The following is a 25,320-nucleotide window of genomic DNA, read 5'->3' as shown; positions in this document are numbered from 1 at the left end:
AACACGGGGATTGGTGCACCGGTGAGTCAGATCGTCGTCAAGCGTCCGCCGCGGGCGTTGCCTGCCGAGGTGCCATCGGACGAGCTGCGGCTTGAACCACCCCCCGAGCTGCCCCGTGGGCAGCAGGAGGGCGTGTTGATGCAGCTCCTGCCGATGCTCGGCATGGGCTCTTCGGTGGTGTTCTTCTTCATGCCGGGTGCGCCGCCATTCATGCGGATCATGGGCGCGCTGATGCTGGTGTCCACGGTGGGCATGGTGATCGCCCAGATCGTGCGCTACCGCAGGGGCACGCAGGGCCAGTTGGCGGATGTCCGCCGGGACTACCTGAAGTACCTCGCACAGACACGCCGCCACATCCGGCGCACCGCGCGGGCCCAGCGCGACGCCCAGTTTTACCTGCACCCCGCTCCGGACCAGTTGTGGTCCCTGGTGGCGGAGGGCTGCGCGCGCCCGTCCGGGGACGCCGCGAGCCGGGTGTGGGAACGGCGGGTCAGCGACGCAGACTTCGGGCAGGTGCGGGTCGGGCTCGGCACACAGCAGCTCGCCACGCCTTTGGTGGCGCCCGACACGGCGCCGATCGATGAGCTGGAGCCGCTGTCGGCCGGCGCCATGCAGCGATTCGTGGCGGTGCACGGCGCCCAGGACGGGTTGCCGATGGCCATCTCGCTGCGCCGCTTCTACCACCTGACCATCTCAGGTGAGTCGCGGTCGGCGCACGACCTGGCGCGGGCCCTGGTGGCGCAGCTGGTGGCGCTGCACTCGCCGGAAGACCTGCTGGTCGCGGTCGTGGCATCGCCGGATGCTGTGCCGCGTTGGGACTGGACGAAGTGGTTGCCGCACGCGCAGTTGCCGGGGTCGGTGGATGGAGCGGGTACGAAGCGGCTGTTCGGGGACGATCTCGGTGAGTTGGAGGAGCTCGTCGGCAGGCGGCTCGACGGGCGGCCCAGGTTCCAGCGCGACGGCCAGCCGCTGCTCGACCAGCCGCACCTGGTGATCGTGCTGGACGGCGGCATGGTGCCGCCTGATTCGGTGTTCGCTGCGCCCGAGGGCCTCCAGGGTGTCACCATCGTTGAGGTGGTATCTGGCGAGTTGGACGCATTGCGCGGCGGCCTGTCGGTGGACGTGCGCCCAGGCCGACTGAGCCTGGACTCCGGGGCGGGCGTCCGATATGAGGGGTCGCCGGATGCGCTGTCCTTGGAGGCGGCGGAGGCGTTGGCGCGTCAGCTCGCGCCGCTGCGGGTGGGCGGCGGGGACGACGATGAGCCGCTGCTGGCCAACCTGGACTTCACGGACCTGCTGGGACTCGGTGACGCGGCTGCGATCGATGTCACGCGCACCTGGCGCTCGCGTACGCAGTCGGAGCGACTGCGGGTGCCGATCGGTGTGGGCGAGGACGGCCAGCCGGTGATGCTCGACTTGAAAGAGGCCGCGCAGGAGGGGATGGGGCCACACGGACTGTGTGTGGGGGCGACCGGTTCGGGCAAGTCGGAGCTGCTGCGCACGCTGGTGCTGGGGCTCGCGGTGACGCATTCGTCCGAGACGCTCAACTTCGTGCTGGCGGACTTCAAGGGCGGCGCCACCTTCACCGGCATGTCCCGTATGCCGCACGTATCGGCGGTGATCACCAACTTGGCGGATGACCTCACGTTGGTGGACCGGATGGGTGACTCAATCCGTGGCGAGTTGCAGCGCCGACAGGAGCTGCTGCGCTCCGCCGGCAACTTCGCCAACCTCCACGACTACGAGAAGGCACGCGCGGCGGGCGCCGCGCTGGAGCCGCTGGCATCGCTGGTCCTGGTCATCGACGAGTTCAGCGAACTGCTTTCCGCCAAGCCGGACTTCATCGACATGTTCATCCAGATCGGCCGCATCGGCCGGTCCCTCGGCGTGCATCTACTGTTGGCCTCGCAGCGCTTGGAGGAGGGCCGACTGCGGGGTCTGGACACCTATCTGTCGTACCGCATCGGATTGCGGACGTTTTCGGCAGCCGAGTCTCGTACGGCGCTGGGCGTGCCGGACGCGTACCACCTGCCGTCCATCCCCGGCTCGGGCTATGTGAAGTTCGGTACGGAGCAGATGACCCGCTTCAAGGCGGCGTACGTGTCCGGTGTGTACCGCACTGGCGTGACGGCCTCCCCCGGCGGGTCGCTGCCCATCGAGCGCCGCCCCGCGCTGTTCACGGCGGCGCCGGTGCCGGTTGTGTACGGCCTACCGGACCCACGAACGCTCACGGTGCCCCGTACGGGGGATGACCCACAGGCCGACACGGTGCTCGATGTGGTCGTACGCCGTCTGGAGGGCCAGGGCCAGCCGGCCCACCAGGTGTGGCTGCCGCCGTTGGAGGATGCGCCGACTCTGGACCAGTTGCTGCCACGGCTATCGACCTCCCCCGAACGTGGCCTGCATGCCGTTGACTACACGCGTCTCGGTGGCCTCGTCGCCCCGCTCGGTCTCATCGACAAGCCCTTCGAACAGCGCCGCGAGGTGCTGTACCGCGACTTCTCCGGCGCCGCGGGGCACATGCTGGTGGTGGGAGGCCCGCAGTCGGGCAAGTCCACGCTTCTGCGGACCCTGATTGCCTCGTTCGCGCTCACGCACACTCCGCGGGAGGTGCAGTTCTACGGGCTCGACTTCGGCGGCGGCGGCATGTCGGCCCTCACTGACCTGCCCCATGTGGGCGGCGTCGCCTCACGCCTGGACCCGGAGCGGGTGCGGCGTACGGTCGCTGAGGTCGCCGGCGTCCTCGCGCGCCGCGAGGAGCACTTTCGCGCGAACGGCATCGACAGCATCACCTCCTATCGCCGCCAACGCGCCGCGGGGCAACTCCCCGACCAGTCGTGGGGTGATGTGTTCTTGCTGATTGACGGCTGGGGGTCGTTCAAGCAGGAGTACGAGATGCTGGAGCTCATCGTGACCGACATCGCGGCCCGAGGCCTTGGCTACGGCATCCACGTCGTGATCACCGCGTCGCGCTACATGGAATTGCGGGCCAACCTCAAGGACCAACTGCTGGGCCGCCTAGAGCTCCGCCTCGGTGACTCTCTGGACTCCGAGTTCGACCGCAAGGTCGCCGCCAACGTTCCGGCCGGCGTCCCAGGCCGCGGCCAGGTGCCAGAAAAGCTGCACTTTATGGCGGCCCAGCCGCGTATGGACTCGGCCAGCGACCCGGATGGCATCTCCGACGCCACCTCGTCCCTGGTCCGCGCCGTCACCACACACTGGCCGGGCCCACACGCTCCAGCGGTCCGTCTCCTCCCCCGCCGGCTCTCCTCTGACCGTCTCCCCAAAGGCTTCGAGTTCCCCCAGCGCGGCATCGCCATCGGCATCGACGAGACCAACTTGGAGCCGGTGTACGTCGATTTCGAGACCGACCCGTTCTTCCTCATCTTCGGCGAGAGCGAATCCGGAAAGACGGCGCTGCTCCGCCTGATCGCGAAGCAGATCACGGAGCGGTACAGGGAAGACGAGGCACAGATCGTCGTAGGCGACTATCGACGCTCGCTGCTGGAGGCCATTCCCTCGGAATACCTGCTGGAGTACGCGCCGACCGCTCCCTCGCTACTGACGCATATGAATGCCGTCAACACCGTGATGGAAAGGCGGGCGCCACGGCCCGATGTCACCCCTCAGCAACTGCGGGACCGCAGTTGGTGGTCGGGCCCGCAGCTGTTCGTTTTGATCGACGACTACGAACTCGTCTCCAGCGGTGACAATCCCCTTGCCGTACTCATGGAAAACCTTCCCTTCGCCCGGGACGTCGGCGTCCGCTTCATCGTCGCCCGCAACTCGGCGGGTGCGTCCCGCTCATCCTTCGAGCCCTTCATGCAGCGCGCCAAGGAACTCGGTGCGCAGGGGGTCGTCCTCTCGGGCGACCGCGGCGAAGGCGAAGTCCTGGGCACGGTACGACCTCGGCCGCTGCCCCCCGGGAGGGCCGTCTTCGTCACCCGCCGCCGCGGCACTCCGCTGGTGCAACTGGGGTGGCTGCCGGAGAACTGACGGGCAGTTCGAGCACGGATCATCCCAGGCCCGGCGTCCAGGTACGGGTCCGAGGGGGCGCCGAGGCAAGTCAGCACACTCGCAGGCACAGGCACAGGCACAGGCACAGGCACACGACAATGCGGGGCGGATCAGGTAATCGATCCGCCCCGCAAATGACGCGTCGCGCGCTCCAACCGTGCGGCTGATTTGCACCGCTCTGGCCCGGAGGGCGTACGTATTCAGCAAGCCCTACATACGGAACTGGGACGCGGCGGCCTTGTCCGTGGCGCGGTATCCGTCCGTCGCGTCATCCAGGGCCCGCGCGATCTGCTGCAGCGTGTTGGTCAGTTCATTGACCGAGGTGTTCCACTGCGTCTGAGTCTCATGGAAGGCGATCTGTGCGTCACCCTCCCATGTCGCAACGACCTGCTCTACACGTCGGTGCAGTTCATCGAGTTCGGTCTTCAGCGTGTTCGCGGTCGTACGGACGTCATTGGCGGCCGTGGTCACGGTTTCGTACGTAACGAGAAGTGACATCGACTCTCCTTGAGTCAGAGGGGGTTTCGGCCGTCAGGCCATGTCGAGGATGCGGCTCTGGCCGCCGCCGCCACCGTCGCCCTGCATGTTCTTGAACTTCTGTAGTTGGTCCAATTCCTGCTGCGAGAAGCCGTCACGGCTCATCTTCATCGCCTGCTCGATGAGCACAAGCAATTCCCGAATCTTTCGGGCATGCAGGTTGACGCCGCTCTGAAGCTGGTTGTAAGCCCCGGCGGCAGAGCCCTTCCACCCGCTCTCAATCCGGTCCACCACGCCGTTCAATGCCCGGATCTTATTCTCCAGGGAGCCCTCCATCAGGTCCAGGTCATTGATCAGTTGCGTGAGTTCAGCCTCGGTTACCTTCAGATTTCCGGCCATTGCGTGCTTCCCTCCGTTGTCCGTACTGCTGCTGGCGGTGGTCGGTCATTACGTACTCGCCCGTCACTACATACATGCCGGTCACGAGCGCTTATCCGGCACTACGAACTTGTCCGTCACTCTGGTTCGTCACTACGGGCTCGATCGAGAGGTACGCCGCCGCAGAAAAAAGACCGCCGCCCCGATGGCCACCACACCGGCGCCCGCGCCCAACACCGGCCACAGACGGCTGGGCCCCCCGCCCTCGCCCCCGCTGGACGCGAGGCCTTCGGCAGCACGTCGAGCGTCTTCGGAGTCGGAATTCTTACCTATGCCCGGCGACGAGGCGGAAGGCTCGGAGGACGGCTGGCGCGACGGCTCCGCCTGCTTCTTATTCGGCAACAGCGGATTGACGTCGGGGTCGCCCGGATCGCCCTTACCGTCGATCAGGACCTGCCCCGGACGAATAATGCCGTAACCGATGTACTTGCTGGGCACCTTGCCCTCCGGCTTGCTCGCCGTCTGCATCATCACCCGAAGAACCTGGTTGTTCGTCCAGGTGGGGTGCTTGGACCAGATGAGAGCGGCGGAGGCGGAGGCTAGGGCGGTGGCATGACTGGTGCCGTCCTGCGCGCAGAACCCTTGCCCGTTCTTACATCTACCCGGAATCCCCACCCCAGGAGCGGCCAACTTCACCTGCGGGCCGTACGTGGAGAAGTCCGCTACCTTTCCGGACTGGTCTACTGCGGCTACGCCTACGACTCCGGGGTAGCTCGATGGATACCCAACAGGGCTGCCATCCTTTCCATCATTTCCCGACCCGGCAAAAACCAGCACGCCCTTGTTTCGAGCATAGTCAACAGCCGCCTGCAAACTTCTCATCCGTGCGTCATTCAGACCCGTTGCCGTCTGCGACATGTTGATGATACGTGCGCCATGGTCCACAGCATATTCAATAGCCTGGATCCAAACATCAGTGGGCGCACCTATCGTCAGATCAGCGTAGCCGGTTTTCAGGGACATGATCTTGGCATCAGGGGCCAGCCCTTTAACACCCCCCGAACGTCCCGTACCAGCAATTAAGGAAGCCATCTCCGTTCCATGGCCACGCCCAACGTTCCCTCTCAGTGGTCGCTCACCAGCGAAATTTTTCTCGTCCACGACTGAGCCCTGCAACTCAGGGACAGGGTCAACACCCGAATCAATTACTGCAATGATCACGCCCTTCCCTGTGCTGACGCCCCATAACTCTTCGGCACTCATGGCATCCAGGTGCCACTGGCGGCTGCGGAAATCCTCAGCCGACACGGGAGCTGCTATCCAGACTGATCCAACTCCCAAGAATACGAGCATGTGGATCAGGCATCGTCGCCAATGACTCAACGCAAAAGGCATTCGCTCTTATTTCTCCCGGTAACGCAGCAGAGGACGGCTACTCGACGACTGGAGGGACAGTGTCACGCCCCAGGGGCCACACATCACCTTCGTCAGTTCGCTCGAGTCGAGTCGGCTGAGGAGGCCGCTGAGCGCGCTGTCGTGTCGCCGGCGCGATGGTTGACCCCCGAACCAACCCAGCTCCGCCAGGCGTGAAGTCAGCGCGGCTCGGTGAGCCCGTGCGGCGGTCTGCGACCGTGCCTCCCGGCTCGATCGCCAGCCCCTGCCCCCTTCTCCCGCCATCGGGCCCTCTCATGCCGCCCGGGGGCCCTGCGGGAATGCCGCCCGCTGCTCCCGAGATTGGCCCTCTGGTCAGCGCCGACGCGCCCCGCTCCTCCCCAGCAACCACTCCTCGCTGAAGATGCGCTGCCGATGGAGTCTCCGAGCCGCGTGCCTGCGGGCCGCCACTAGGGCTGCCGGGCTCGTAGCTCCGTCTATTCCCCGGTATACCACCCGCAGTAGGCGCTCCGCCCGCCCCCGAGGGGCTACCGGTCATAGCTCCCCTTGCCAGAGGGGCGCGCTCTTCTCCCATAACTAGCCCTCGTGGTAATCGAGATTGCCCAAGCGAGCCATTGGGATTATGCAGGTAGCCACCCGAAACCCCTGGTGTACTGGGCGTCTGCTTCGACGCTCGCACGATCGGTTGCACCGGCCCGGTGGAACCAGCGTCAGGCATACGGGAGGCGGACGTGCGTTCCAGTTCTGGAAGGCTCGGTCCACGGTGCCGTCCGACAGGAGCCGTTCGGGCAGGCGCCATGGGGAACGGTTGCGCCGAAGGCCCCGTCGGCTCCGTGGATGGGGGAACGTACTGCGGAGAGTCGCGGACAGCATGTGGCAAGCCGTCAACCGCATCGATATCCATGCCTACGCGGCGACTTGGGCCTCCGCCGGGGTCCACACCATGCACAACAGGAATGCTGGCATTTCCGTTCGGACCATGCACCGAAGCAGACTCCGGACGGCCGTTCAGCTCCACGCGAGGTGCGGACGTGGTCGGTGAAGTCGCATTGGGCCAAATTGCTCTCTCTGGTAGATCGACCGGGTCTTTGGACGGCAACGGCTTGAACTCAGGCTCACGCTCGGCCTCAAGGTCCTCCTTGGCCGCCCTGTAGTAAGAGGAAAGTCGCTCCATCTGGTGTATGGCCTGCTGAAGCTTGATGGTCCCGTCAGCGATGTGTGCCTTGTCGGCATCGGGGTCCCCATGCGCCTTTTCCGCATCAACGGGCTTAGGTACGGACGCCTTTGCCTCCGTTAGCGCTTGGCCCGCATTGATCATGTGACTACCAACGGCGCCGGTGAACTGCCCCAAGCGCGTCACCTCCAGAGCGAAATAACTGGCCCACTCTCGAAAGTTGTCAGCACCGTCCCCGCGCCACTCGACGCGAGTGGCGTGTCTCTTCAGGTAGGTGCCGATCTCCGTGATCTTCGGACCCGCATCACCAAGCGCGTTCCCCGCGTTCGCCAGTTTGGCTGGATCAGCACCTGCCAGCATCGCGTGCAGGCCAGCAAGAGTCTGGCCCTCAAATTCCCCGCTCCCCATGCCTCTCTTCTCCTACCTGAAGTCCGAGCCGGAGCCGCCAGTCCCGCCACTCGCCGTGTCCACCGACCCGGTCCCGTGCTCGATCGGCTGGTCTTCGTTCATCGACTTGTAGTCCGCACGCGTACGGCGCTGGATCTGCTGAAGCCGCGCGGCCTGCTGGGCATCGATGCCGTCGTAGCCGCGGTCTGCGATCTGCACGGCGATGCCGAGCGCTTCGAGCTGTTCGCCGAGGGTCCGGGAGAACTTCTCCAGCCGTCCATGCACCTTGTCGTACATGCTCGCGAGATCGTCCGCCGCGCTGAAACCCGTTCCGTAGGCCGCACGCGTAATGGTCTGATCGCTGATCTTGCTTTTCGCGGCCGGAGACGACTCCAGGTCGTGAAGAATCTTGTCGATCTTGCCCTTGAAGTAGCTCAGGGTCTCGGCCTCGCGAGAAAGATCAGCCCCACCCCGCCTGTCGCCTGGACCACGGCCACTGCCCTGTTCTTGTTCACTCATCCGACTCCGCCTCCCCGTACGGCGTAGATGACGTCGCGTGCCACTCTAACCACTCCGAGCGACATCGCGCGCGACGTTTCCTGAACAAGCCATCGATTACCCGCCGTTGAGGATGGCCATGTGGCACGTCACAGCGCTATCACCAACGACCTGAAAGTCCCCCATACGGGTGAATAGCGCTGTTGAGCGGTGAGGTACGCCCGCGGGGGCGCCACGCTTCCTCTGCCTGGGACTTCGCTCCACACCATGCCGGCCGCTCTCGCTGCCGGACCGCAACCCGTCCCATGCATTCGGGGCCTCGCCAGCAACGCGGATGGGGCGGACGCCAGTTGGCGTCCGCCCCCTCTATTGGGTCAGGCAGGTTTCTCCGAACTCGTCAGGGGCCGAAGGCCAGGATGAGCTTTTCGCTCTCGTCGTCGCCGGTCAGTCGTTCAGAAGCCATGTAGAAGCGACCCTGTTCGTCGAATATGCGGCGCGTGCGATAGAAGCCATCCTCCGCTTCCCTGGTGGCGGCGGGGAGTTGAAGCTCCGTTTTCTTCGGCTCTCCGCCACTCGGAGAGATGCTGACGATCGCTCCAGCCTTGTCGTATGTGGGTTCCTGATAGGCGATGAGGTTCTTGCCATCCATACGCAGCGGGGACATCATGCGGCCAGCAACCTTGGATTCCCACTTCTTCTTGCCGGTATCAAGGCTGAAGGCGTGGATCTCAGTGGTGAGCCCTGACGTGCTGCTCTTTCCCAGCGAGGTCGGCAGGAAGAACGTGTCATCCGATGCCACGACACCCTGGCAACCACCCATACTGCTACCGAAGATGTCCATGCCGCAGTCCGGTTGGTAACTCTGCTTTCCGAGATCGAGGACGGCACGCTCCTGACCGCCCTCCTTGATCGCGATGATGCCGCCTGACTTCCGCTTCTCGTCAGTGAGGTGAATGACTACCGGGTTGGTGGAGTAAACCTTTGCGACGTCGAACCCCTTACGCACCGGGTACGCCCATGTGGCCTTTCCCGTAGCCGGGTCCACCTTTTGCAGCTTGGCGGTGCCGTCGTTGCAGGAGTACGCGCGCAGCAAGGCCTTGCCGCCTGCCCAACCCTTGACGGAACACGAGGCGGTCAAATCCGGGGCCTCGATCTCGCTGCCGTCCTTGACGCTCACCATGGCGGAGCCACCGAACCAGGAAAGCCCCACCGCATTGCCGCTTTGGGCCATACCCAGGCTGTTGTGTCCCTCGCCGAACAAGCCACCCTCGGGGGCCGGCTTGTCCCAAAGCTTCTTTCCTGCCGTTAGGTCAATCAGAGCGAGTTGGCTGCACTCGTCCTTCTTGCGCCCCTCGTACGCGATGACGACCTTGCCATCGTCATTCGCTGTGGTAGGAGCCGCGCACACGGCCTTCGGCAGCGGGACGTTCCACTTCTCTTCGCCGTTGTTGTCATAAGCAACGACCTTCGTTTGGACGGTCTTCACCACATATCCGTCCATGACCCAGAAGCCAGGGACGTCCACGCCGCTGCGGGTGACCTTGGGGGCTGGCGTCTGGAAGAGAACCTTCGCCTCGCCATCCTGGCGGATCTCGTTCGGGTCGAGCTCCTCTTCTTCCGGAGGGGCAGACTCTCCCTCCGAGCCCTTGGTCGGCTCCGCCGACTCCTTCTTCTTGGGCTCAGTGCTGCGATGCGCTTTGGGTTCCTTGTCGCCGTCATCACCCCCCACCACGGCCCACACGCCACCGCCCGCCGCGAGCACGACCGCCACCGCCGCGCCGATGATGATCGCCATGCGCTTCTTGCGCTGGCCATCCTGGCCGCCGCCGGGAGGCCCCGGCATTCCTGGCCCACCCATTCCGGGCGCACCGTAGGGCGGCAGGCCGGGCGGTGGGTAGCCGTAGTGCGGCTGTTGCGCGTACGGGTTCGGCTGCGTTGGGTGCTGCGCGTATCCACTGGCACCACCCCACGCCTGCGGCGGTGTGACCGCGGGCGGAGCGTGCGGAACCGGCGATGGCGGCCCCACGGGAGGCACGGGGGGCGGACCGGCGGGCTGTTGAGGTGCGCCAAAGCCGCCCCGTGACGGTTCTTGCGGCGCACCGAAGCCGGCAGGCGGCGGCTGGTTAGGGGGCTGCGGCGGCTGCGACATCGGCGCCTACCTCTTTACGCGGGTCCGCCAACCGATCAGCCTCCTCCCGCAATTCGGACGAGCTTTCCCCCGAAAAGGAGCGAATCGGTCGCAGAGCCCACTATGCAATGACCATCGAGCGGGGGTTCTTTCTACCATTACCAGCCAAGAACCCATTGATGAGGTAGCAGGTCACAGATCTCAGCGATAAAGATCCGCTTCATCGTGGTGCCTGCTATTCGCCTCCGTAACGTACTCGTGCACGCCGGTTCGCGGCATAGGGACGCGGTGCCGGCGGACAGAACCAGTCGCATGACGTACGCGGCACGGGGCACGGGGCACGCCGCCCACCGTCGGCACGGAGCACGGGACACGGAGCACGGAGCACGGAGCACGCGAGGGACGGAGCCTGCGAGGGGCGGAGCCTGCGGGGCAGCACAGGCCCAACAATTGCCACAGAGCCACGGGTGCAGCACAGGGTCAATGCTCGGCCGAGGCACGGGGCACGGCACACGGGGCACGGGGCCCCGAGTTAAGCGCGGTGCTCGGTGCCGCGGCGGCGCCGGTCCCGCAAGATGATCGCCGTGCCGACGATGACCGCGACCGTCACGGCCGTGGCTCCCAGTGCGTAGGTGGCCAACCGCTCGCGTCGCTCTTGTGCTGTCTCGCCGAACGTGAGGCGCGCTGGCTCCGGGGCGCTCTGCTGGCCCGGTGCCCGATCCGGAGTGGGGGCCGAGACGGGCCTGGTCCTACCGCTGAGAGCCCGGACGGGGTCAACTACGCCCCAACCGACATTGTTGTCCCGGCCGTTGATCGACCGATCGGCGGTCTGCTTGATCCAGGCGACGACCTCGTGCTCCTCCCAATCCGGGTACTTCGCACGCAGCAACGCGGCGACCCCGGCTACGTACGGGGCGGAGAAGCTGGTGCCGTTATCGACGCACTGTCCGTTTCCGGGAACCGTCGAGACGATGTCTACGCCTGGTGCCGCCACACCGACGAAGTCGCCACGTTGAGAGAACGGGGCTCGCTCGTTGTTGCGGTCGGATGAGGCCACGGCCAACACGCCTTCGTAGGCCGCCGGATAGGTTTCCTTCACCTTGTTGTCGAGACCGTCGTTGCCCGCCGACGCCACGACGACTATGTCGTTCTGCCGCGCCTTTTTTACTGCCATGGCTAAATCCGAATGATGCGAGAGGGGCTTGGTCGTGTCCTGCGAGATGTTGATGACTCGGGCACCCTCAGCGATCGCGTGCTCGATGGCCACGACCATCGTCTTTGTCGTACCCGTGGCCTTCTCGTCGTTCTGCCGGATCGGGATGATGGTTGCTTCAGGAGCGAGACCAACGAAGCCGGTACCCGCTCGCGGGCGGGCGGCGATGATCCCCGCAACCTTCGTGCCGTGCCCCACAGAGTCGGCCGACGGGTCCTTTCGCTTCCCCTTGGTCACCAGGTCGAGGCCGCTTTTCTCCTCCACTGCCGTCGCCAACTGCGGGTTCACGTCGTCCACTCCGGTATCGATGACCGCCACCTTTACGCCCTCGCCCTGCGTCTCCTGCCACAGTTCGTCGAGCGCAACGCGCTGAAGTGCCCAAGGTCGGGGAGCGAACTGCTTCTTCATCGGGTACGTGCATTCGCCGCCGCCGTTCGGAGTCAGACCAATGCCGCGCACCGGTGCGGCCCCGAGCTCCCCGTCGGCGGCCAGGCGCACCTGGTCATCTCGTACCAGCGCCCCCGCAACGGCTGCCGTCCCGCTGGCGGCAGGTATCGCGCTGAGGCTTGTCAGCAGCGCAGCAGCCAACACTGACGCCGACCTGGTCGCCTGGCGCGTCGTCCACATCGTCGTTTGGTCCCTCTCCGGAGTTCTCGTGCCCACACCGCGTATGTCCGCCGCCGCGCCTGTCGCTTGGCACGCCGCAGGACACGTCCCGCAGCCTCACATCTACGACTGAGCGCCATGCCCCATCCGCCACGCCCCGCCGCCCCGTTGCTGTCTCCTCGCCCCGTACCCCGTCCCTCGCCTTCCTCCCCGCATACTCCGTGCCCCGTGCCCCGTGCCCCGTGCCCCGTGCCCCGTGGCTCCGTGCTCCGTGCTCCGTGCCCCGTCGTCTCCCTCCGTGCCGCGCGCCTCAGCCTTCCCCGCCCCGCGCCCCGTGTGGCCCCGCTCCTATGCGCCCTGTGGCTGGCGTGCTGCGTTGGTATCCAGGCGCGGGCCTTTGGCCAGGAAGGACGACCACTCGATGGGCACGCGTACCGGTTTGACGTCCTGGTAGCCGAGGCGAATGCGTGCCTGGTCAATTTCGCGCTGGCTCTGCTCGTTTGGCTTCTTCGGCTTGCCGTCCGTGCCGATCGCGCTCTCCTCGGAACTGCTGTCGTTGTTCGTCTGCACCGCGTATCGCAGCCCCGTGTCGGTCACCAGGAAGAGCGAGCCGGACGTGGAGTGGTGGCCCCGGATCTCCCGGTAGAGCAGCCCAGTGCCCGGAGTGACGTAGGTGGTGCTGCCGCCTTCCGCGACCGTCGCGGGGAAACTCTCGCCCGCCCAGGTGCTCAGCTTCGTAGAACCGTCGGTTTTCACATCGCGCAGCACACTGCACACCGTGTCGCGGCCAGATTCGCCACCAAGAGAGTTGACCTGCACGGCCTTCGCCTTCGGCCATGCGCGGTCGCCGTAGAAGGCGTCCTCAGCGCCCTCAGGGGTGAACGCCTGAGCATCGACGTCCTTGGCCTTCCCCGCCTGGTTCAGGCCGTCCGTTTCCGGTGAGCTCAGCAGGAGTTCGGCAGTGAAGTCCGAGACGGGTAGCACTTTGTCCGCGAGGACGACGTACCGCTGGGGCCCGGTGCCGGTCTGCGCACTGAGCACCATGCCCACGCGATTCTCGTCGTCGCTCAGCCCCTCGATACCCGCGTCAGCGGCCACGGTGCCGGGAAGGTGAGGAAAGGTGATCGGGGCACCGTCGCGTAGCGTTTTGAGCCAATCGTCGGTGACGCTCTGCGGATGTGCCGACCTGTTGCCGACCAGGGTGCGCAGCAGCAACTTGTCGTACGCGGAGCCGTAGTCAGCCGACCGGTGGCGCCAGTTGGGACCGCCGATCAGGTACTTGGCGCCCTTGCCGTCTACCAGGTAGCGCGCCCCGTTCTGGGCGCGTACGTACATCACCTGGCCTGCGCGCAGCCGCCGCTCCCCCTCCACCTTGGACGTCTCGCGGTCAGCTAGGACGAACGTCGCCTTCTGCACCGTGCTGCCGCGCCCACCCGGCTGCTCGCATACGGCCCACCGTTTGGTCCTGCCCGCGTCGCTCGCGCCGGGCAGCCGATCCGGCGCGTACGGGATGCCAATGGTGGGGCCGTGCGGAATCTTCCCGTTGTCCAGCACTTTTTCGTCAACCTTGATGACCTTGCCCTTGCTTGGGTTCAAGAGCAGCTTGGCCGAAGAGAGGTTGAGGACGGGATGGAGTTGCGCCTTGCCATTGGTTTCAAGAACCACATACCGCGTGGTGGAGTCGCTGCCGATAATGACGTTGGTCGTCGGTTCGTTCCAGCCCTTCGGGGCTTTGGGTTTGAACATGCCCCATGCCCCGAAACCGGCGAGGATCAGGGCGCCGATGATGGCGCCGGGCAGAATTGCGCGCAGTGCACGAGGCGCTCCCTCCTCCGTGCCAGCGGGTGTGGGCTGCAAGAAGGCAGCGACCATACGTTTTTTGGCGAAGGTGTACGCGTTGAGCTCATCCCGCCGCGATGCCATGGCCTTTGTTCCTCCCCCACGCTGAACGGTGCTGGCCGCGCGGCCAAGGCCCGGTTCCGGACCACCGCTGTCAGACCGGGCCCCTACTATGCCGGTAAGCGTTCAGTGCGTTACGTGCGGGTCACTCCGTGCAAGGTTGGACGGCCCGCGACTTGGGGGAAGGGGCGCTACGGTCTACGGTCGGTGTGCGCGCGGCAACGGCGCGTGGATGCGGGGGTTGTCAAGTGACCGGGGTGGACCGTTTCCGGTCGCACGGCGTGAGGGGGCACGGCATGACTCGTAGGGCCTGTTCGTGCCTTCGTGCGCCTTCAGGGCCTTACCAACGCGCCTACGCCCTAGGGAACATGGCGGTGGGCCTGGCTCTGGGTCGTCAGCAGGGCTGGAGTGGCGGACGGGCGCTGGACCAGAGCCATGGGCCCGGTCAGGCGCATGGCAGACGTGAGGATAGGGGCCGAGTGCGGGGTGGGGGGCGATGACAGGATCAGCGGTCGCGGGTGGAGCGGCAGGAGCCGGGACGACCACTGCGGGAACACCGGGCCAGGGGCCGAGCGCACCGGCTGGACCGCGCGCCGCGCCAACGGCCGTGCCGCGTACGGCAGCGCGTACGGGAGGTTTCAGCGCGTTCCCGCTGCGCCAGCTCGTGCTCGTGGAAGTCGCCGCTGCCGTACTGCTCATAGCGTGGGTCGCCGATACGCTGCTGCTGGCGCCCGCCGCGGCCATCGCAGCCGCGCTGGTACTGCTCGCTCTGGTGCGGCGACGGCGACGCTCGTTGCCGGAGTGGCTGGCAACCGCGCTCGCACTGCGACGGCGCGTGCGACGAGCAGCAGCCGACCGCGTCCCCGTAGGCACCGATCCCGGACTGGTCCCGGTGCTGGAATGCGAACCGGCGCTGCGTACCTACTCTTTCACCGGCCGTGCGCGACGCGACGTCGGCATGATTGGTGACGGTACGTTCCTGACCGCCGTGCTGCGCTTGGAGGCCGCCGACCATGGACTTCGGCCGCCTGGTGGTGAACGTTCCCTGCCGCTTGGGCTATTGCGCGATGGCATGGACGTGGACGGCATACGGCTAGAGTCCGCGCAGGTCGTACAGCACACCCAGCCAGCCCCTGCGCCGCATCTCCCGCAGCAGGCGGTGGCCATACGCAACTACGCTCCGCTGCAAGCCTTGACGGGCGCGCCCGCCCTGCGTGTGACCTGGATCGCGCTGAAGCTCGACCCAGAGCTTTGCCCGGAGGCCGTCGCCGCCAGAGGCGGCGGGCTGAGTGGGTCCCAGCGATGCCTGTTGCGCGCCGCCGACCAGTTGGCCAGTCAACTGATAGGGGCAGGCTTCCGGGCGGCCGTGCTGTCTGAGGGTGAACTCATCGCGGCCGTGGCCGCTGCCGCATGCGCCAACCCGATCGTGGCCGCAACCAGCGATGTTTCGGGCACGCCCGCGCGACGCACCGTTGAGACATCGCGCACCTGGCGCTGTGATGATCGCCGGCACACCACGTACTGGGTGGGGCGTTGGCCCCAGCTGGGGGCGAGTGCGACGCCGCTGCCACGGCTGGTATCGCTGCTGACGGCCGTCCCGGTGCTGGCGACGACGTTCAGCCTGACCCTCAGCCGAGGCGGCAACCAGGAGTCCGTCATCAGCGGGCATGTGCGGCTCACGGGGCGCAGCGACGATGAGCTAGTGAACGCACGTCGGGAGTTGGAGCGCACGGCGCGCGAAGCCAAGGCCGGTCTCATCCGGCTGGATCGCGAGCAGGTCCCCGGTGTGCTTGCCACCTTGCCGCTCGGAGGGACCCGCTGATGAGTACGCCGCCGCCCACGCCCGGCGCATCGAGCCACCCGCCGCACGCCTCGGGTCAGCACCACGGGGCGCCCAGAGCAGCCGCAGGTTCGGCCGCCGGCGGCATCGACTCCGGAAGACCTGGTGCGCCTGGTGCGCCCGGTGCTGGCACACACCCCGCTGGCGCGCCCACTGGCCACAACGGCGCGCACGCGCCCGGCGCGCAGGGCGGCGCCACGGTGGGTTTCGGTGCGGCCCCGAACTCCTTTGGCGGTCCGGACTCCTTCGGCGCTCCGGGCGCTTCGGGGGTTGCCGGAGCGCACGCGACTGGGCGCACGCCGGGGGCAGCCGGGGGCCCCGGCACAACTGGCAGTGGCAGCGCCGTGGGTGGGACCGGTGTGACCGGCGGGCAGGGCGCGCCGTCGCCGATTGCGCCCGGTTCGATATCCGGTACGCCGTACGGTCCGCCTGGCGCGGACTCCCGTGCGGCGCCCGCTCCCCCGCTTGCCGGGTTCGGCACGCCCTCCTCGGGCCAGCGGGCACCAACGGCACCACCTCCAGCACCGGCCGCACCGCGACCCGTACCAGCGGGGGGCAGCACTCCCACCGGCGGGGCACCCGCCGGGGCGGGGCGAGAAATCCGCGCCAGAGTGGGTCGCGGGTTGATCGGTCCGCGCCGCGACCGGCACGTACTGCGCGCCGGGCAACTCGCCGCGTTGGCACTGCCGATCGGGGACGACGGAGTGGTCATTGGCACCGACCAGCAACAGCGCCCCGTCACGCTCGGCCTCAGTCGCCCGGCTCCCTTTGACGTAGTGCTCGTCGGTGGCCTATGGACCGCGCAGGTTCTCGCGCTGCGGGTGGCGGGTACCGGCGTGCGCGTGGCCGTAGAGACGGGGCGTGCGCAGTCCTGGGCCGCTTTGGTGCAGGCTGCCGGTGGTGGCCACCCCTGCATGGTGACGCACGAGGTGGGCCGGGTAGCGCCGCAAGGACCATCGGTGCGCGGCCCCGTACTCGTGGTACGCGACTGCGGGATGCGCCCGCCGAGGGGCCGGGTGGCGTCGGCACCCTGGCAGTCGGTCCTGACACTGCTGCCGTACGTCAGCCCGGTGGCTCCACGACTGCTGGAACAGGCCGACCTGGTGGGCATTCAGCGAGTCTCGCCCGATGAGGCGGCTGAGGTGGGCCGGGTGTTGGCGCTACCGCGTGCAGATGTGGACGCGCTGTCATCGCTTCCCGATTGGGCCACTTTGTGGTGTACGCGACGTTCACGGCAGTACGTGACGACGCATGCAACGGATACCGAGACGGGGTTACTGGGCGCGCCGCGTCGCGTGGACTGACACGTGAGTGCAGTGACCGAAGTGTCAGCGCAGCGGGCCCGACCCGTGAGCCAAGCCGACGCAGGACACTGACCAGCGATCGCCAGACGTACACTGCCGGTTCCCCTTGGGAAGGCAGAGGCCAGGGGGCGGGCCTGCCGTTGTTGCGCTCATGGTGATTAGTCTTGGTGTGGAGTACGGAGAACCCAATGGTGGTGACTCCGCGTCCCCATGAGGGAAAGCCGAGCGGTCGTACGACGGGAACGGTCGGGAACGGTCGGCCCGCCGGGATAGTCAAGGGTGCTCGACCACACCAGCAGGAGGCATTGTGAGCAGCGATCGGGACGAGATCCGCACGGGCGGAACCAACCCGGGCGAGGATCAGTCCGACGCGGACGCCGAGCACACGGGCGAGTTCACCATCGACTACACCCCGCCCGCCTGGTATACGCAGAACGCTGCGTCCTCTTCACCTTCCTCTTCGTCGTCGCCTTCGTCGCCGTTTGCTTCGTCAACGCCGCCGCCCCCTTCGCCCCCGAGTTCGGCGTCTTCCTCGTCATGGGCGGCCATCCCGCCCTCACCCACGACGCCCCCGGCGGACGGTGGATACAACTTGGCCCCGCCGTCCGGACGAGCAGTGACTCCTCCGCCGACCGGCAGCCCGGTGCCGGAACTGCCACAGCCGGATGCGTACCAGCCTTCGTGGTCGCCGCCCGCCGTCACGCCCACGGGACACTCGGCGACGGGGCCTTCGATGGACGCAACTACTCCTGCCGGTGCTCAGCCAAACGCCTCGGACGCGGGGGCGGCACACACGTCCAACGCAGCGTCGTCCACAGACGCCGACCACGGAGCAAGCACAAGTGCCGCCACAAGTTCCGTCCGAGGCCTCGGGGCAAATTCCATTTCAGGTTCAGATTCCGGTTCCGGTTCCGGTTCCGGTCTAGTTGCCCATTTTGGATCGCACACCGACGATGCGGGCTTGGGCGAGAAGGACGCAACCTCGGAGTCCGCTTCGGTGGCCGACGCGTCCAGGCTGTCGGACCTCGCGGAAGCCGCTGACGGGGCCGATTTTCCGGTGAGCGGCACCACTAGTGCGGTCGCGGACGGCTCCAGCGTCAACGTACGCAAGGGAGTGGAAGCCCCTAAAGCAGGCAACGAGGGCAAGGTGTCCACGGTGGGCGCCATGGACTCGTCGGCCGGCGCGAGCGACGCAGCGTCTGCCGGCGGCAATACGGCCGACAATCCGGCCGCAAGCGGGTCAACCCGCGATGACGCCCTCGCGGAGGGGTCCGCGGCGGATTCGTCGGCTGTGGATGCTGGTTCCTCTTCCGATTCTGTCTCTGCCGGCCCTGACGTGGTCTCGGGCGGAGGCAACGCGTCCGCGGGCCGTGGTGGTAGCGGCTCCGATGCAGGTTCGGCGCCCTCCGCACCCGGCCCCACCACCGACGCATCGGAAGGCTCCGACCGCCCCAATGCCACGGATGCCACGGATGCCACGGATGCGAACGCCGCCAACGGGGCCCCTGAGCGCGACGTTCCGAGCAACTCCACGATCCGGTTCTCGACCGCATCGCTGCACCGTGACATCGCGGAGTCGGCGGCGCGCGAGAGGGCGCGTCAGACCGGGACAGGTGACGACACAGCGGCGGACGTACGAGAGGCCTCGCCAAGCGAGCAGGGTGAGCCCGCCGTAGGCGCCGACTCTCCCCGTAACGGTGCGGATGATGTCGGTGGCCAAGGCACCGTGCGGTTCTCCACTGCGGCACTGCGGCACGAGGCGGTGGAGCGTGGGCAGAACATGGACGGTACCGCCGGTGCTGCCGGTACCGCCGGTACCGCTGACGGCGCCGGTGCCGGTGCCGGTGACGGCGCCCCGTGGCCGAATGCGACAGGCGCCGCAAACGAGCCGAACAGCGCTGCACCGTCCGACGCCGCGCCCACCGCACCGTCTGGCACGACGCCGCGCAACGCCGGGCCACAAGACGCCGCAGCACACAGCGTGGCGCCCCCAAATGCGCCGCCGGCGCCCCCGTACACCGCCACCGACCCTCCCGCCGGGGCGTGGCCCCCTCCCGCCGCTCCACACGCCGGGCTCCCCCCGCTGCCACCCAATTTCGAGCCCGCTGCGTCAACCGCTGGTCAACCCGACCTCCACTCCGACTCCGCGCCCAGGGCGACCAATGGCCCCGCCACGCCGCCCCCTGTGGGGCCGCCGTGGGGCTCGTCGCACAACAGCTTCACCGGTGCGGCAGGGCAGGGTGGCGCGGCAGGGAGAAGCGCTCCGCAGGACGCGACGCCGCAAGGCGCCGGCGCACCGGGGGCGCTGGGGGGCCCGTGGGCACCGCCCAGCTCCCACGCGCAGGCCCAACCCGGTCTCGCGCCGCCGCCGGGTCAGCAGCGCCAGAGTCCCCACGCGGTGCCGCAACAAGACGGTTACGGCTACCCGCAGCAGAGCGCGCCCGGCGCGGTGCCCCCGCTACCTGGCGCCCAGCCGTCCGGGGACGGGACATCCGATGAGCAGCACACGCCCCAGGCCGGAGCGCGGGCAGCCCAGGCACCCGGAGCGCCTGCCTACGACCCCAGGAACGGCATGCCAGGGGAGCAGGGCGGTTATGGTTTCCCGCAGCCCGGCACCGTATCCGCGCACCAACAGACTGGAGCGCCTGCTGCCCCCTACGGGGCGGCGACGCCGGCCAGCTATGGATACCCGCAGCCCACTGACGCCATCCCGGGCACGGCGAGTGCGGCGGGGCACCAGCCGCCCACCATGGACGCACCACGCACAGGCCAGCCCGGTCCGGCGGGGCCCGGCGTGCCGCAGGACGGTTACGGTTTCCCGCAGCCCGGAGCGCCGAGCGCACAGCCAGCTCCCGCGGCCGGTGGCCAGGGCGCCGCGCCGCACGCAGGCTACGGGTTCCCCCATCCCGCAACGCCCGGTGGCGATCAGCCTCAGCCCGGCGTACCCGGCTATCCCGAGCAGCAGGCCCAGTCAGGTACGCCCGGCCAGCACCCCCTAGCGGCGGCCTCTTTCGCACCGGGACACGGGGCCGCTCCCGCGCAGCCACAAGGCATCGCGCCGATGGACCCACGGTCCGGAGAGTGGCCCACCACGCCCGCCGACCAGCGAGCGCGCACGGGGCACGGAGCGGGCGCCCCACTGGGCTACACCGCGGCCGTGGAGCTCTCCTCGGACCGGCTGCTGCGCGCCAAGCAGAAGCCGAAGAAGCAGGGTGGCGGGGCTGGTTCACGCTTCAAACTGGGCGGCAAGAAGGAGGAGGCGGAGCGGCTACGGAGGCTGGAGCTGATCCGTACGCCGGTGCTGTCCTGCTACCGAATCGCGGTCATCAGCCTCAAGGGCGGCGTCGGTAAGACGACCACGACCACCGCACTCGGCGCGACCCTCGCGACCGAGCGGCAGGACAAGGTCATCGCCGTCGACGCCAACCCAGACGCCGGCACGCTCGGGCGCCGGGTTCGGCGCGAGACGGGGGCGACCATCCGCGACCTGGTCACGGCGATCCCGTACCTCAACAGCTACATGGACATCCGGCGGTTTACCTCACAGGCCCCGTCCGGCCTGGAGATCCTCGCCAACGATGTGGACCCGGCCGTCTCCACCACCTTCAACAACGAGGACTACCGGCGCGTCATCGACGTACTCGGCAAGCAGTATCCGATCATCCTCACCGACTCCGGGACCGGGCTGCTCTACAGCGCCATGCGCGGCGTGCTCGATCTCGCGCACCAACTCATCATCATCTCGACGCCTTCGGTCGATGGCGCGAGTAGCGCCAGCACCACGCTCGACTGGCTCTCCGCGCACGGTTACGCCGATCTCGTATCGCGCAGCATCACCGTCATCTCCGGAGTCCGCGAGACCGGAAAGATGATCAAGGTGGAGGACATCGTGTCGCACTTCGAGACGCGCTGCCGTGGCGTGGTCGTAGTGCCGTTCGACGAACACCTAGCGGCGGGCGCCGAGGTGGACCTGGACATGATGCGGCCCAAGACCCGCGATGCGTACTTCCAGCTGTCCGCACTGGTCGCCGAGGACTTCACTCGGGCCCAGCAGGAGCAGGGCCTGTGGACGACGGACGGCAGCGCCGCCCACCCTCCGCACGTAGCGCCCCCGCTGCCGGGTCACCAGCAGGCCGTCCCGCCCGCCATGGGGCAGCAGTCGGCGCCCGGTTACGGGCAGCAGCACGCAGGGCCCTACACCCCGGGCCAGCCGCCCCACCAGGCGCAGGCCCAGCCATTTCCCCCGCAGCAGGGATACCCGCACCAGCCGGGGCAGCAACAGGGGCAGGGCTGGCAGCACCAGCCGCCGGCGGCCCAGCCCGGTCAGGCCGACGCCCAGCAGTACGCACAGGCCACCGGGCACGACGCTGCGGGCAAACCGCGCCCCGCCGTCCAGCCTGCGGCCCTCCCCGCGGCCCAGCAGGGTCAACCAGCCCCGTACGGCTACGGCTACCCGCAGACCGGCCAGCCGGGCCAGCCCGCCCCGCACCAGCAGGCGGGCCAAACCGACCAGCAAAACGCCGATCAGAGCGGCTGGCCCCAGCCACCTGCCGCCCCGCAGCAGTAACGGGAGCGACGGCCGACCAGCACGCTGGCAGGCCCATCGACGAGGGCCCGCACCGTTTGACGACAACTACGGTGCGGGCCCTCGTCGATGTACAGCCTGTGTGAACACCCGTGTCTGATCCAACCGCCTGATCGGGCTCGGCCGACCGCCGCTCGCGCCGCTTGCTGCGCGTGTACGGCCGCCGACACGGGCCACGGTTCCCTGCTCCGGGGCCTCAACGCTCTTGGAGGGCTACCTGGCGCCCTAGGGAGGCCGGCCGCCCTGGGGGGCTTTCCGGCATACACGCGGGGCCTTGCACACGCCCGGGGCTTTGCGCGCTCCTCTACCGGGCTTGCGGGGCTTACGGGGCTTTGGAGCGTTCCCGACCGCTGTCGTACTCCCCCACTAGCTCCCGTGCCCGCTTCACATCGATGGCCATGCGCTCCAGCAGCGCCTCGACGGAGTCGAACTTCTCCTGCCCCCGCAGGAACGCGAGAAAGTCGATGGCCACGTGCAGGCCGTACAGATCGAGCCCGACGCGGTCGATCGCGTACGCCTCCACCGTCCGCTCCGTGCCATCGAACTGCGGGTTCGTCCCCACCGAAATGGCTGCGGGCATCACTTCGCCGTCCGCCGTCAACCAACCGGCGTAGACCCCATCGGCCGGGATGGCCGTATGCGGCAGCGTCTCCAGATTCGCGGTGGGATAACCGAGTTCACGCCCCCGCTGCGCGCCCCGTACGACGACACCCTCCACACGGTGCGGACGCCCCAGGACCTCCATGGCACCTGCCACGTCGCCCTCGGCAACCAGCTTGCGGGTCAAGGTCGAGGAGAACGCTTCGCCGCCGCCCGCCGCGCCCCGCTCGTAGAGATCGACGATCTCGACCTCGTAGTCGTAGGTCCCACCGAGTTCCTTGAGGGTGTCCACGTTCCCGGCAGCCTTGTGCCCAAAGCGGAAGCTGGGGCCTTCGACGACCATGCAGGCACGCAACTTATCGACGAGAACCTTCACCACGAACTCGCTCGGCGGCAGCTTCGAGAACTCCGCCGTGAAAGGCAGGATCAACACCGCATCCACCCCCAGCTCTGCCATCAACTCGGCGCGCCGATGGTGCGGGGACAACAACGGGGGATGGCTGCCCGGGCGCACGACCTCGCTCGGATGCGGGTCGAAGGTGACCACGACCGCGGGCACACCGAGCTCACGCGCACGCTCAACGGCCCGGCCAATGATCAGCTGGTGTCCGCGATGCACGCCGTCGTACGAGCCGATGGTGACGACGCTGCGTCCTCCAGGCCCGAAGAATGCAGCCTCGGGGATGTCCTCCAAGCCACGCCAGCGTTGCACTGTGCCCGCTCCTCGCCCGAACTTTTGTCTGTCCACTACGCAGGTCTAAGACTGCCATGCCCACCGACCGGGCCTGGCATCACCCACCCACACGCCCCATCCCGCGTACTCCATGCTCTGCGGGCCCCTAATGATCCGCGACGCTCCGTGCACCGTGCTGGATGGCACGGGCGCGGTCCGCGGCCCGGTGCCCCGTGGCCCCGTGGCCTGCGGGGCGGTGGGCTCCGTGCCCCGTGCCCCACGCCCCGTGGTGCGATGGGGCTCCGTGCCCCGTGGGCGCGCCCCCGTGCCCACGGCCTACCACGCAGCCCCCGGCCGGCGGGCTGGGGGCTGGGGGCTAGGGGCTAGGGCCCAGCAAGGGTCTCGCTCCAGACGGCATGTGCCGAGGAGAGCCCGCTTGCCCGGGTGAGAGAGGTCGGCGGGCCGTAGCCGGGACAGACCGCTTCTTGCGCACCCAGGCCAACGGCCACGGACCGGTCTCCCGGCCAGCGGCGGCTGGTGGCCCGACGGGCGTGAAGCCGCCGGTCCCCGTAGCGTGGCGGGGCCGGCGGCATGGCCTCTCAGACTGGCCTGGGGGGTGGCGTAGCACCCTCGCACAGGGCTTTCGGCGAAGATCTCGCTCGGCGACGGCCGCTATGCGAAGACCGCCAGGCTCTTCGTCTTGCCGTCCCGTTCTTCGATGAGGGCCAGAAACCGGCCTTCGGGGTCGAAGACCGCGATTGGCTCCTCGGTCCCTAGCTCCGGGCCTTGCAGCCGCACTCCGTTGCCGAGGAGTCGGGCCTGTTCGGCGTCCACGTCCCAGCGCGGGAACGCGGCTGCCGCGGCTTCGGCGATCGGCAGCACCGTAAGCGACGTCTCCAGTTCCTCCAGCGAGTGCGCCCCGTCCAACCCGTATGGGCCAACGCGCGTGCGGCGCAGCGCGGTGAGGTGCCCCCCGGTACCGAGGTCGGTGCCAAGGTCCCTGGCGAGCGCGCGGATGTACGTACCGGAGGAGCAGACGACGGTGGCGTCGACGTCGGTGACGTGCGTACCGTCCTCGGCAACGGCCTGGCGCACCTCGTGCACAGCGAAGGTCGAGATGGTCACGGGGCGGGCCGGGATGTCGAATTCCTCGCCCTCTCGTACCCGCGAATACGACCGCTTGCCATCGATCTTGATGGCGCTCACCTTCGACGGCACCTGCTGGATGGCGCCGGTCAGCTTGGCGACACCCGTGTCGATGGCCGCTCGCTCCACACCGATGGCGCCTGCCGACGCGGTGATTTCACCCTCAGCGTCGTCGGTGACGGTGCTCTGGCCGAGCCGGATCGTCGCCGCGTACTCCTTCTCGGTGAGCGCTAGGTGGCCGAGTAGCCGGGTCGCCTTCTCCACGCCGATGACCAGTACACCGGTCGCCATCGGGTCCAGCGTCCCGGCATGCCCGACACGCCGGGTCCCCGCGAAGCGGCGCAGCTTGGCCACGACATCGTGCGAGGTGAAGCCGGCCGGCTTGTCTACGATCACCAGCCCGTTCGGGCCGGTTCCCTTTCGCTTCATGCCTTTGTGGTGCCCTCGCTGCCGTCCTCGCCCCTATGGGGCTGCACGGCGTCGGCGTCGGCATCTTCGGCGGTGTCAGCGTCCGTGTCAGTATCGGCATCGTCGTCCGGCTTGCGGTACGGGTCGGCGCCACCTGCGTACGCGGCCCCCTCGGACGCCTCTCGTACCTGCGCGTCCGCCGCCTTCGCCTTGGCGAGCAGGTCGTCGATGGTGCGGGCGTTGTCGGGCAGCGCATCGGGGATGAAGGTGAGGGTGGGTGTGAATCGGACGCCGGTCTGGCGGCCCACCTCGGAGCGCAGTACGCCCTTGGCGCTCTCCAGCGCCGCGGCCGACGCGGTGCGCTCCTCCTCGTCGCCGAAGACCGTGTAGAAGACGGTCGCCTCCCGCAGGTCGCCGGTGACCCGAGTGTCGGTGATCGTCACATAGCCCAGCCGCGGGTCCTTGATGCGCCGTTGCAGGGTCTCCGCGACCACGACCCGGATGCGGTCAGCTAGCTTGCGTGCCCGCGCGGTGTCGGTCATGCGTCTTCTTCTCTCTTCTTCGGTTCACGTATCAAGTCGTCGGGCTCGGCTCG

Annotated in this window: 15 protein-coding genes and 1 pseudogene; 5 read left to right on the top strand and 11 right to left on the bottom strand. The window is 68.0% G+C overall.

All coding sequences use genetic code 11. The annotated features are described in order from the left end of the window. Positions 1-21 precede the first annotated feature (21 nt). Positions 22-3,996 (top strand): type VII secretion protein EccCa, encoded by a 3,975-nt coding sequence (gene eccCa, locus FHS42_RS34065; RefSeq protein WP_184579859.1) that lies wholly within the window; start codon positions 22-24, stop codon positions 3,994-3,996. Positions 3,997-4,227: 231 nt separating this feature from the next. Here the strand turns inward: eccCa and FHS42_RS34060 are convergent, their stop codons facing one another. The 7 genes from FHS42_RS34060 to eccB all read right to left on the bottom strand — a co-directional run bounded on the left by FHS42_RS34060 (position 4,228) and on the right by eccB (position 14,193). Further along, positions 4,228-4,515 carry a WXG100 family type VII secretion target gene (locus tag FHS42_RS34060; RefSeq protein ID WP_184579857.1) on the bottom strand — a complete coding sequence of 96 codons (288 nt, stop codon included), beginning with the start codon at positions 4,513-4,515 and terminating at the stop codon, positions 4,228-4,230. Between the two features lie 33 nt (positions 4,516-4,548). Continuing rightward, a complete protein-coding gene (locus FHS42_RS34055; protein ID WP_184579855.1) occupies positions 4,549-4,893 on the bottom strand; it encodes a WXG100 family type VII secretion target in 345 nt (114 codons plus the stop codon). Between the two features lie 132 nt (positions 4,894-5,025). Continuing rightward, a complete protein-coding gene (locus FHS42_RS34050; protein WP_312867157.1) occupies positions 5,026-6,180 on the bottom strand; it encodes a S8 family serine peptidase in 1,155 nt (384 codons plus the stop codon). A gap of 1,678 nt (positions 6,181-7,858) precedes the next feature. Next, entirely contained in the window at positions 7,859-8,344 is a 486-nt protein-coding gene (locus FHS42_RS34045) for a DUF2563 family protein (protein WP_184579851.1), read from the bottom strand. Positions 8,345-8,720: 376 nt separating this feature from the next. Then, a complete protein-coding gene (locus tag FHS42_RS34040; RefSeq protein WP_246495809.1) occupies positions 8,721-10,166 on the bottom strand; it encodes an outer membrane protein assembly factor BamB family protein in 1,446 nt (481 codons plus the stop codon). A gap of 817 nt (positions 10,167-10,983) precedes the next feature. Beyond that, positions 10,984-12,291, bottom strand: a complete 1,308-nt coding sequence (gene mycP / locus FHS42_RS34035; protein ID WP_184579847.1) for a type VII secretion-associated serine protease mycosin — start codon at positions 12,289-12,291, stop codon at positions 10,984-10,986. Positions 12,292-12,618: 327 nt separating this feature from the next. Next, positions 12,619-14,193 (bottom strand): type VII secretion protein EccB, encoded by a 1,575-nt coding sequence (eccB, locus tag FHS42_RS34030; protein ID WP_184579845.1) that lies wholly within the window; start codon positions 14,191-14,193, stop codon positions 12,619-12,621. A gap of 472 nt (positions 14,194-14,665) precedes the next feature. On the opposite strand from eccB, the gene eccE reads away from it, so the two are divergent. From eccE to FHS42_RS38880, 3 genes and pseudogenes are all read left to right on the top strand, one after another. Next, positions 14,666-15,991: a type VII secretion protein EccE gene (gene eccE, locus FHS42_RS34025; RefSeq protein ID WP_184579843.1), complete on the top strand. Its 1,326-nt coding sequence runs from the start codon at positions 14,666-14,668 to the stop codon at positions 15,989-15,991. A gap of 617 nt (positions 15,992-16,608) precedes the next feature. Continuing rightward, positions 16,609-17,313 (top strand): hypothetical protein, encoded by a 705-nt coding sequence (locus FHS42_RS34020; RefSeq protein WP_184579885.1) that lies wholly within the window; start codon positions 16,609-16,611, stop codon positions 17,311-17,313. A 307-nt stretch (positions 17,314-17,620) separates the two neighbouring features. After that, positions 17,621-17,695, top strand: a pseudogene (locus tag FHS42_RS38880) (SCO5717 family growth-regulating ATPase); the annotation flags it as partial. A gap of 23 nt (positions 17,696-17,718) precedes the next feature. On the opposite strand, the gene FHS42_RS34015 reads toward FHS42_RS38880, so the two are convergent. Further along, the gene (locus FHS42_RS34015; RefSeq protein WP_184579841.1) at positions 17,719-18,021 is read right to left on the bottom strand and encodes a hypothetical protein; all 303 of its coding nucleotides are present in this window, start codon (positions 18,019-18,021) and stop codon (positions 17,719-17,721) included. Positions 18,022-18,274: 253 nt separating this feature from the next. On the opposite strand from FHS42_RS34015, the gene FHS42_RS34010 reads away from it, so the two are divergent. Then, the gene (locus FHS42_RS34010; protein ID WP_246495808.1) at positions 18,275-21,880 is read left to right on the top strand and encodes a MinD/ParA family ATP-binding protein; all 3,606 of its coding nucleotides are present in this window, start codon (positions 18,275-18,277) and stop codon (positions 21,878-21,880) included. Positions 21,881-22,220: 340 nt separating this feature from the next. Here the strand turns inward: FHS42_RS34010 and FHS42_RS34005 are convergent, their stop codons facing one another. The 3 genes from FHS42_RS34005 to rbfA form a co-directional block, all read right to left on the bottom strand. After that, a complete protein-coding gene (locus FHS42_RS34005) occupies positions 22,221-23,210 on the bottom strand; it encodes a bifunctional riboflavin kinase/FAD synthetase (protein ID WP_184579839.1) in 990 nt (329 codons plus the stop codon). Between the two features lie 633 nt (positions 23,211-23,843). Then, on the bottom strand, positions 23,844-24,746 hold the full coding sequence (truB, locus tag FHS42_RS34000) for a tRNA pseudouridine(55) synthase TruB (protein ID WP_184579837.1): 903 nt from the start codon (positions 24,744-24,746) through the stop codon (positions 23,844-23,846). Further along, positions 24,743-25,267 (bottom strand): 30S ribosome-binding factor RbfA, encoded by a 525-nt coding sequence (gene rbfA / locus FHS42_RS33995; RefSeq protein ID WP_184579836.1) that lies wholly within the window; start codon positions 25,265-25,267, stop codon positions 24,743-24,745. Before rbfA ends, truB begins: the two co-directional genes overlap by 4 nt. Positions 25,268-25,320 lie beyond the last annotated feature (53 nt).

The sequence above is a fragment of the Streptomyces zagrosensis genome (assembly GCF_014203645.1).
GTDB lineage: Bacteria > Actinomycetota > Actinomycetes > Streptomycetales > Streptomycetaceae > Streptomyces > Streptomyces zagrosensis.
This window is presented reverse-complemented; position numbering and strand designations above follow the sequence as displayed.

Excerpts from the sequence above, each read along its gene's own strand:
- FHS42_RS34060 (WP_184579857.1), bottom strand. The coding sequence starts at position 4,515 with ATGTCACTTCTCGTTACGTACGAAACCGTGACCACGGCCGCCAATGAC.
- FHS42_RS34055 (WP_184579855.1), bottom strand. The coding sequence starts at position 4,893 with ATGGCCGGAAATCTGAAGGTAACCGAGGCTGAACTCACGCAACTGATC.
- FHS42_RS34045 (WP_184579851.1), bottom strand. The coding sequence starts at position 8,344 with ATGAGTGAACAAGAACAGGGCAGTGGCCGTGGTCCAGGCGACAGGCGG.
- FHS42_RS34040 (WP_246495809.1), bottom strand. The coding sequence starts at position 10,166 with ATGCCGGGGCCTCCCGGCGGCGGCCAGGATGGCCAGCGCAAGAAGCGC.
- mycP (WP_184579847.1), bottom strand. The coding sequence starts at position 12,291 with ATGTGGACGACGCGCCAGGCGACCAGGTCGGCGTCAGTGTTGGCTGCT.
- eccB (WP_184579845.1), bottom strand. The coding sequence starts at position 14,193 with ATGGCATCGCGGCGGGATGAGCTCAACGCGTACACCTTCGCCAAAAAA.
- eccE (WP_184579843.1), top strand. The coding sequence starts at position 14,666 with ATGACAGGATCAGCGGTCGCGGGTGGAGCGGCAGGAGCCGGGACGACC.
- truB (WP_184579837.1), bottom strand. The coding sequence starts at position 24,746 with ATGAAGCGAAAGGGAACCGGCCCGAACGGGCTGGTGATCGTAGACAAG.
- rbfA (WP_184579836.1), bottom strand. The coding sequence starts at position 25,267 with ATGACCGACACCGCGCGGGCACGCAAGCTAGCTGACCGCATCCGGGTC.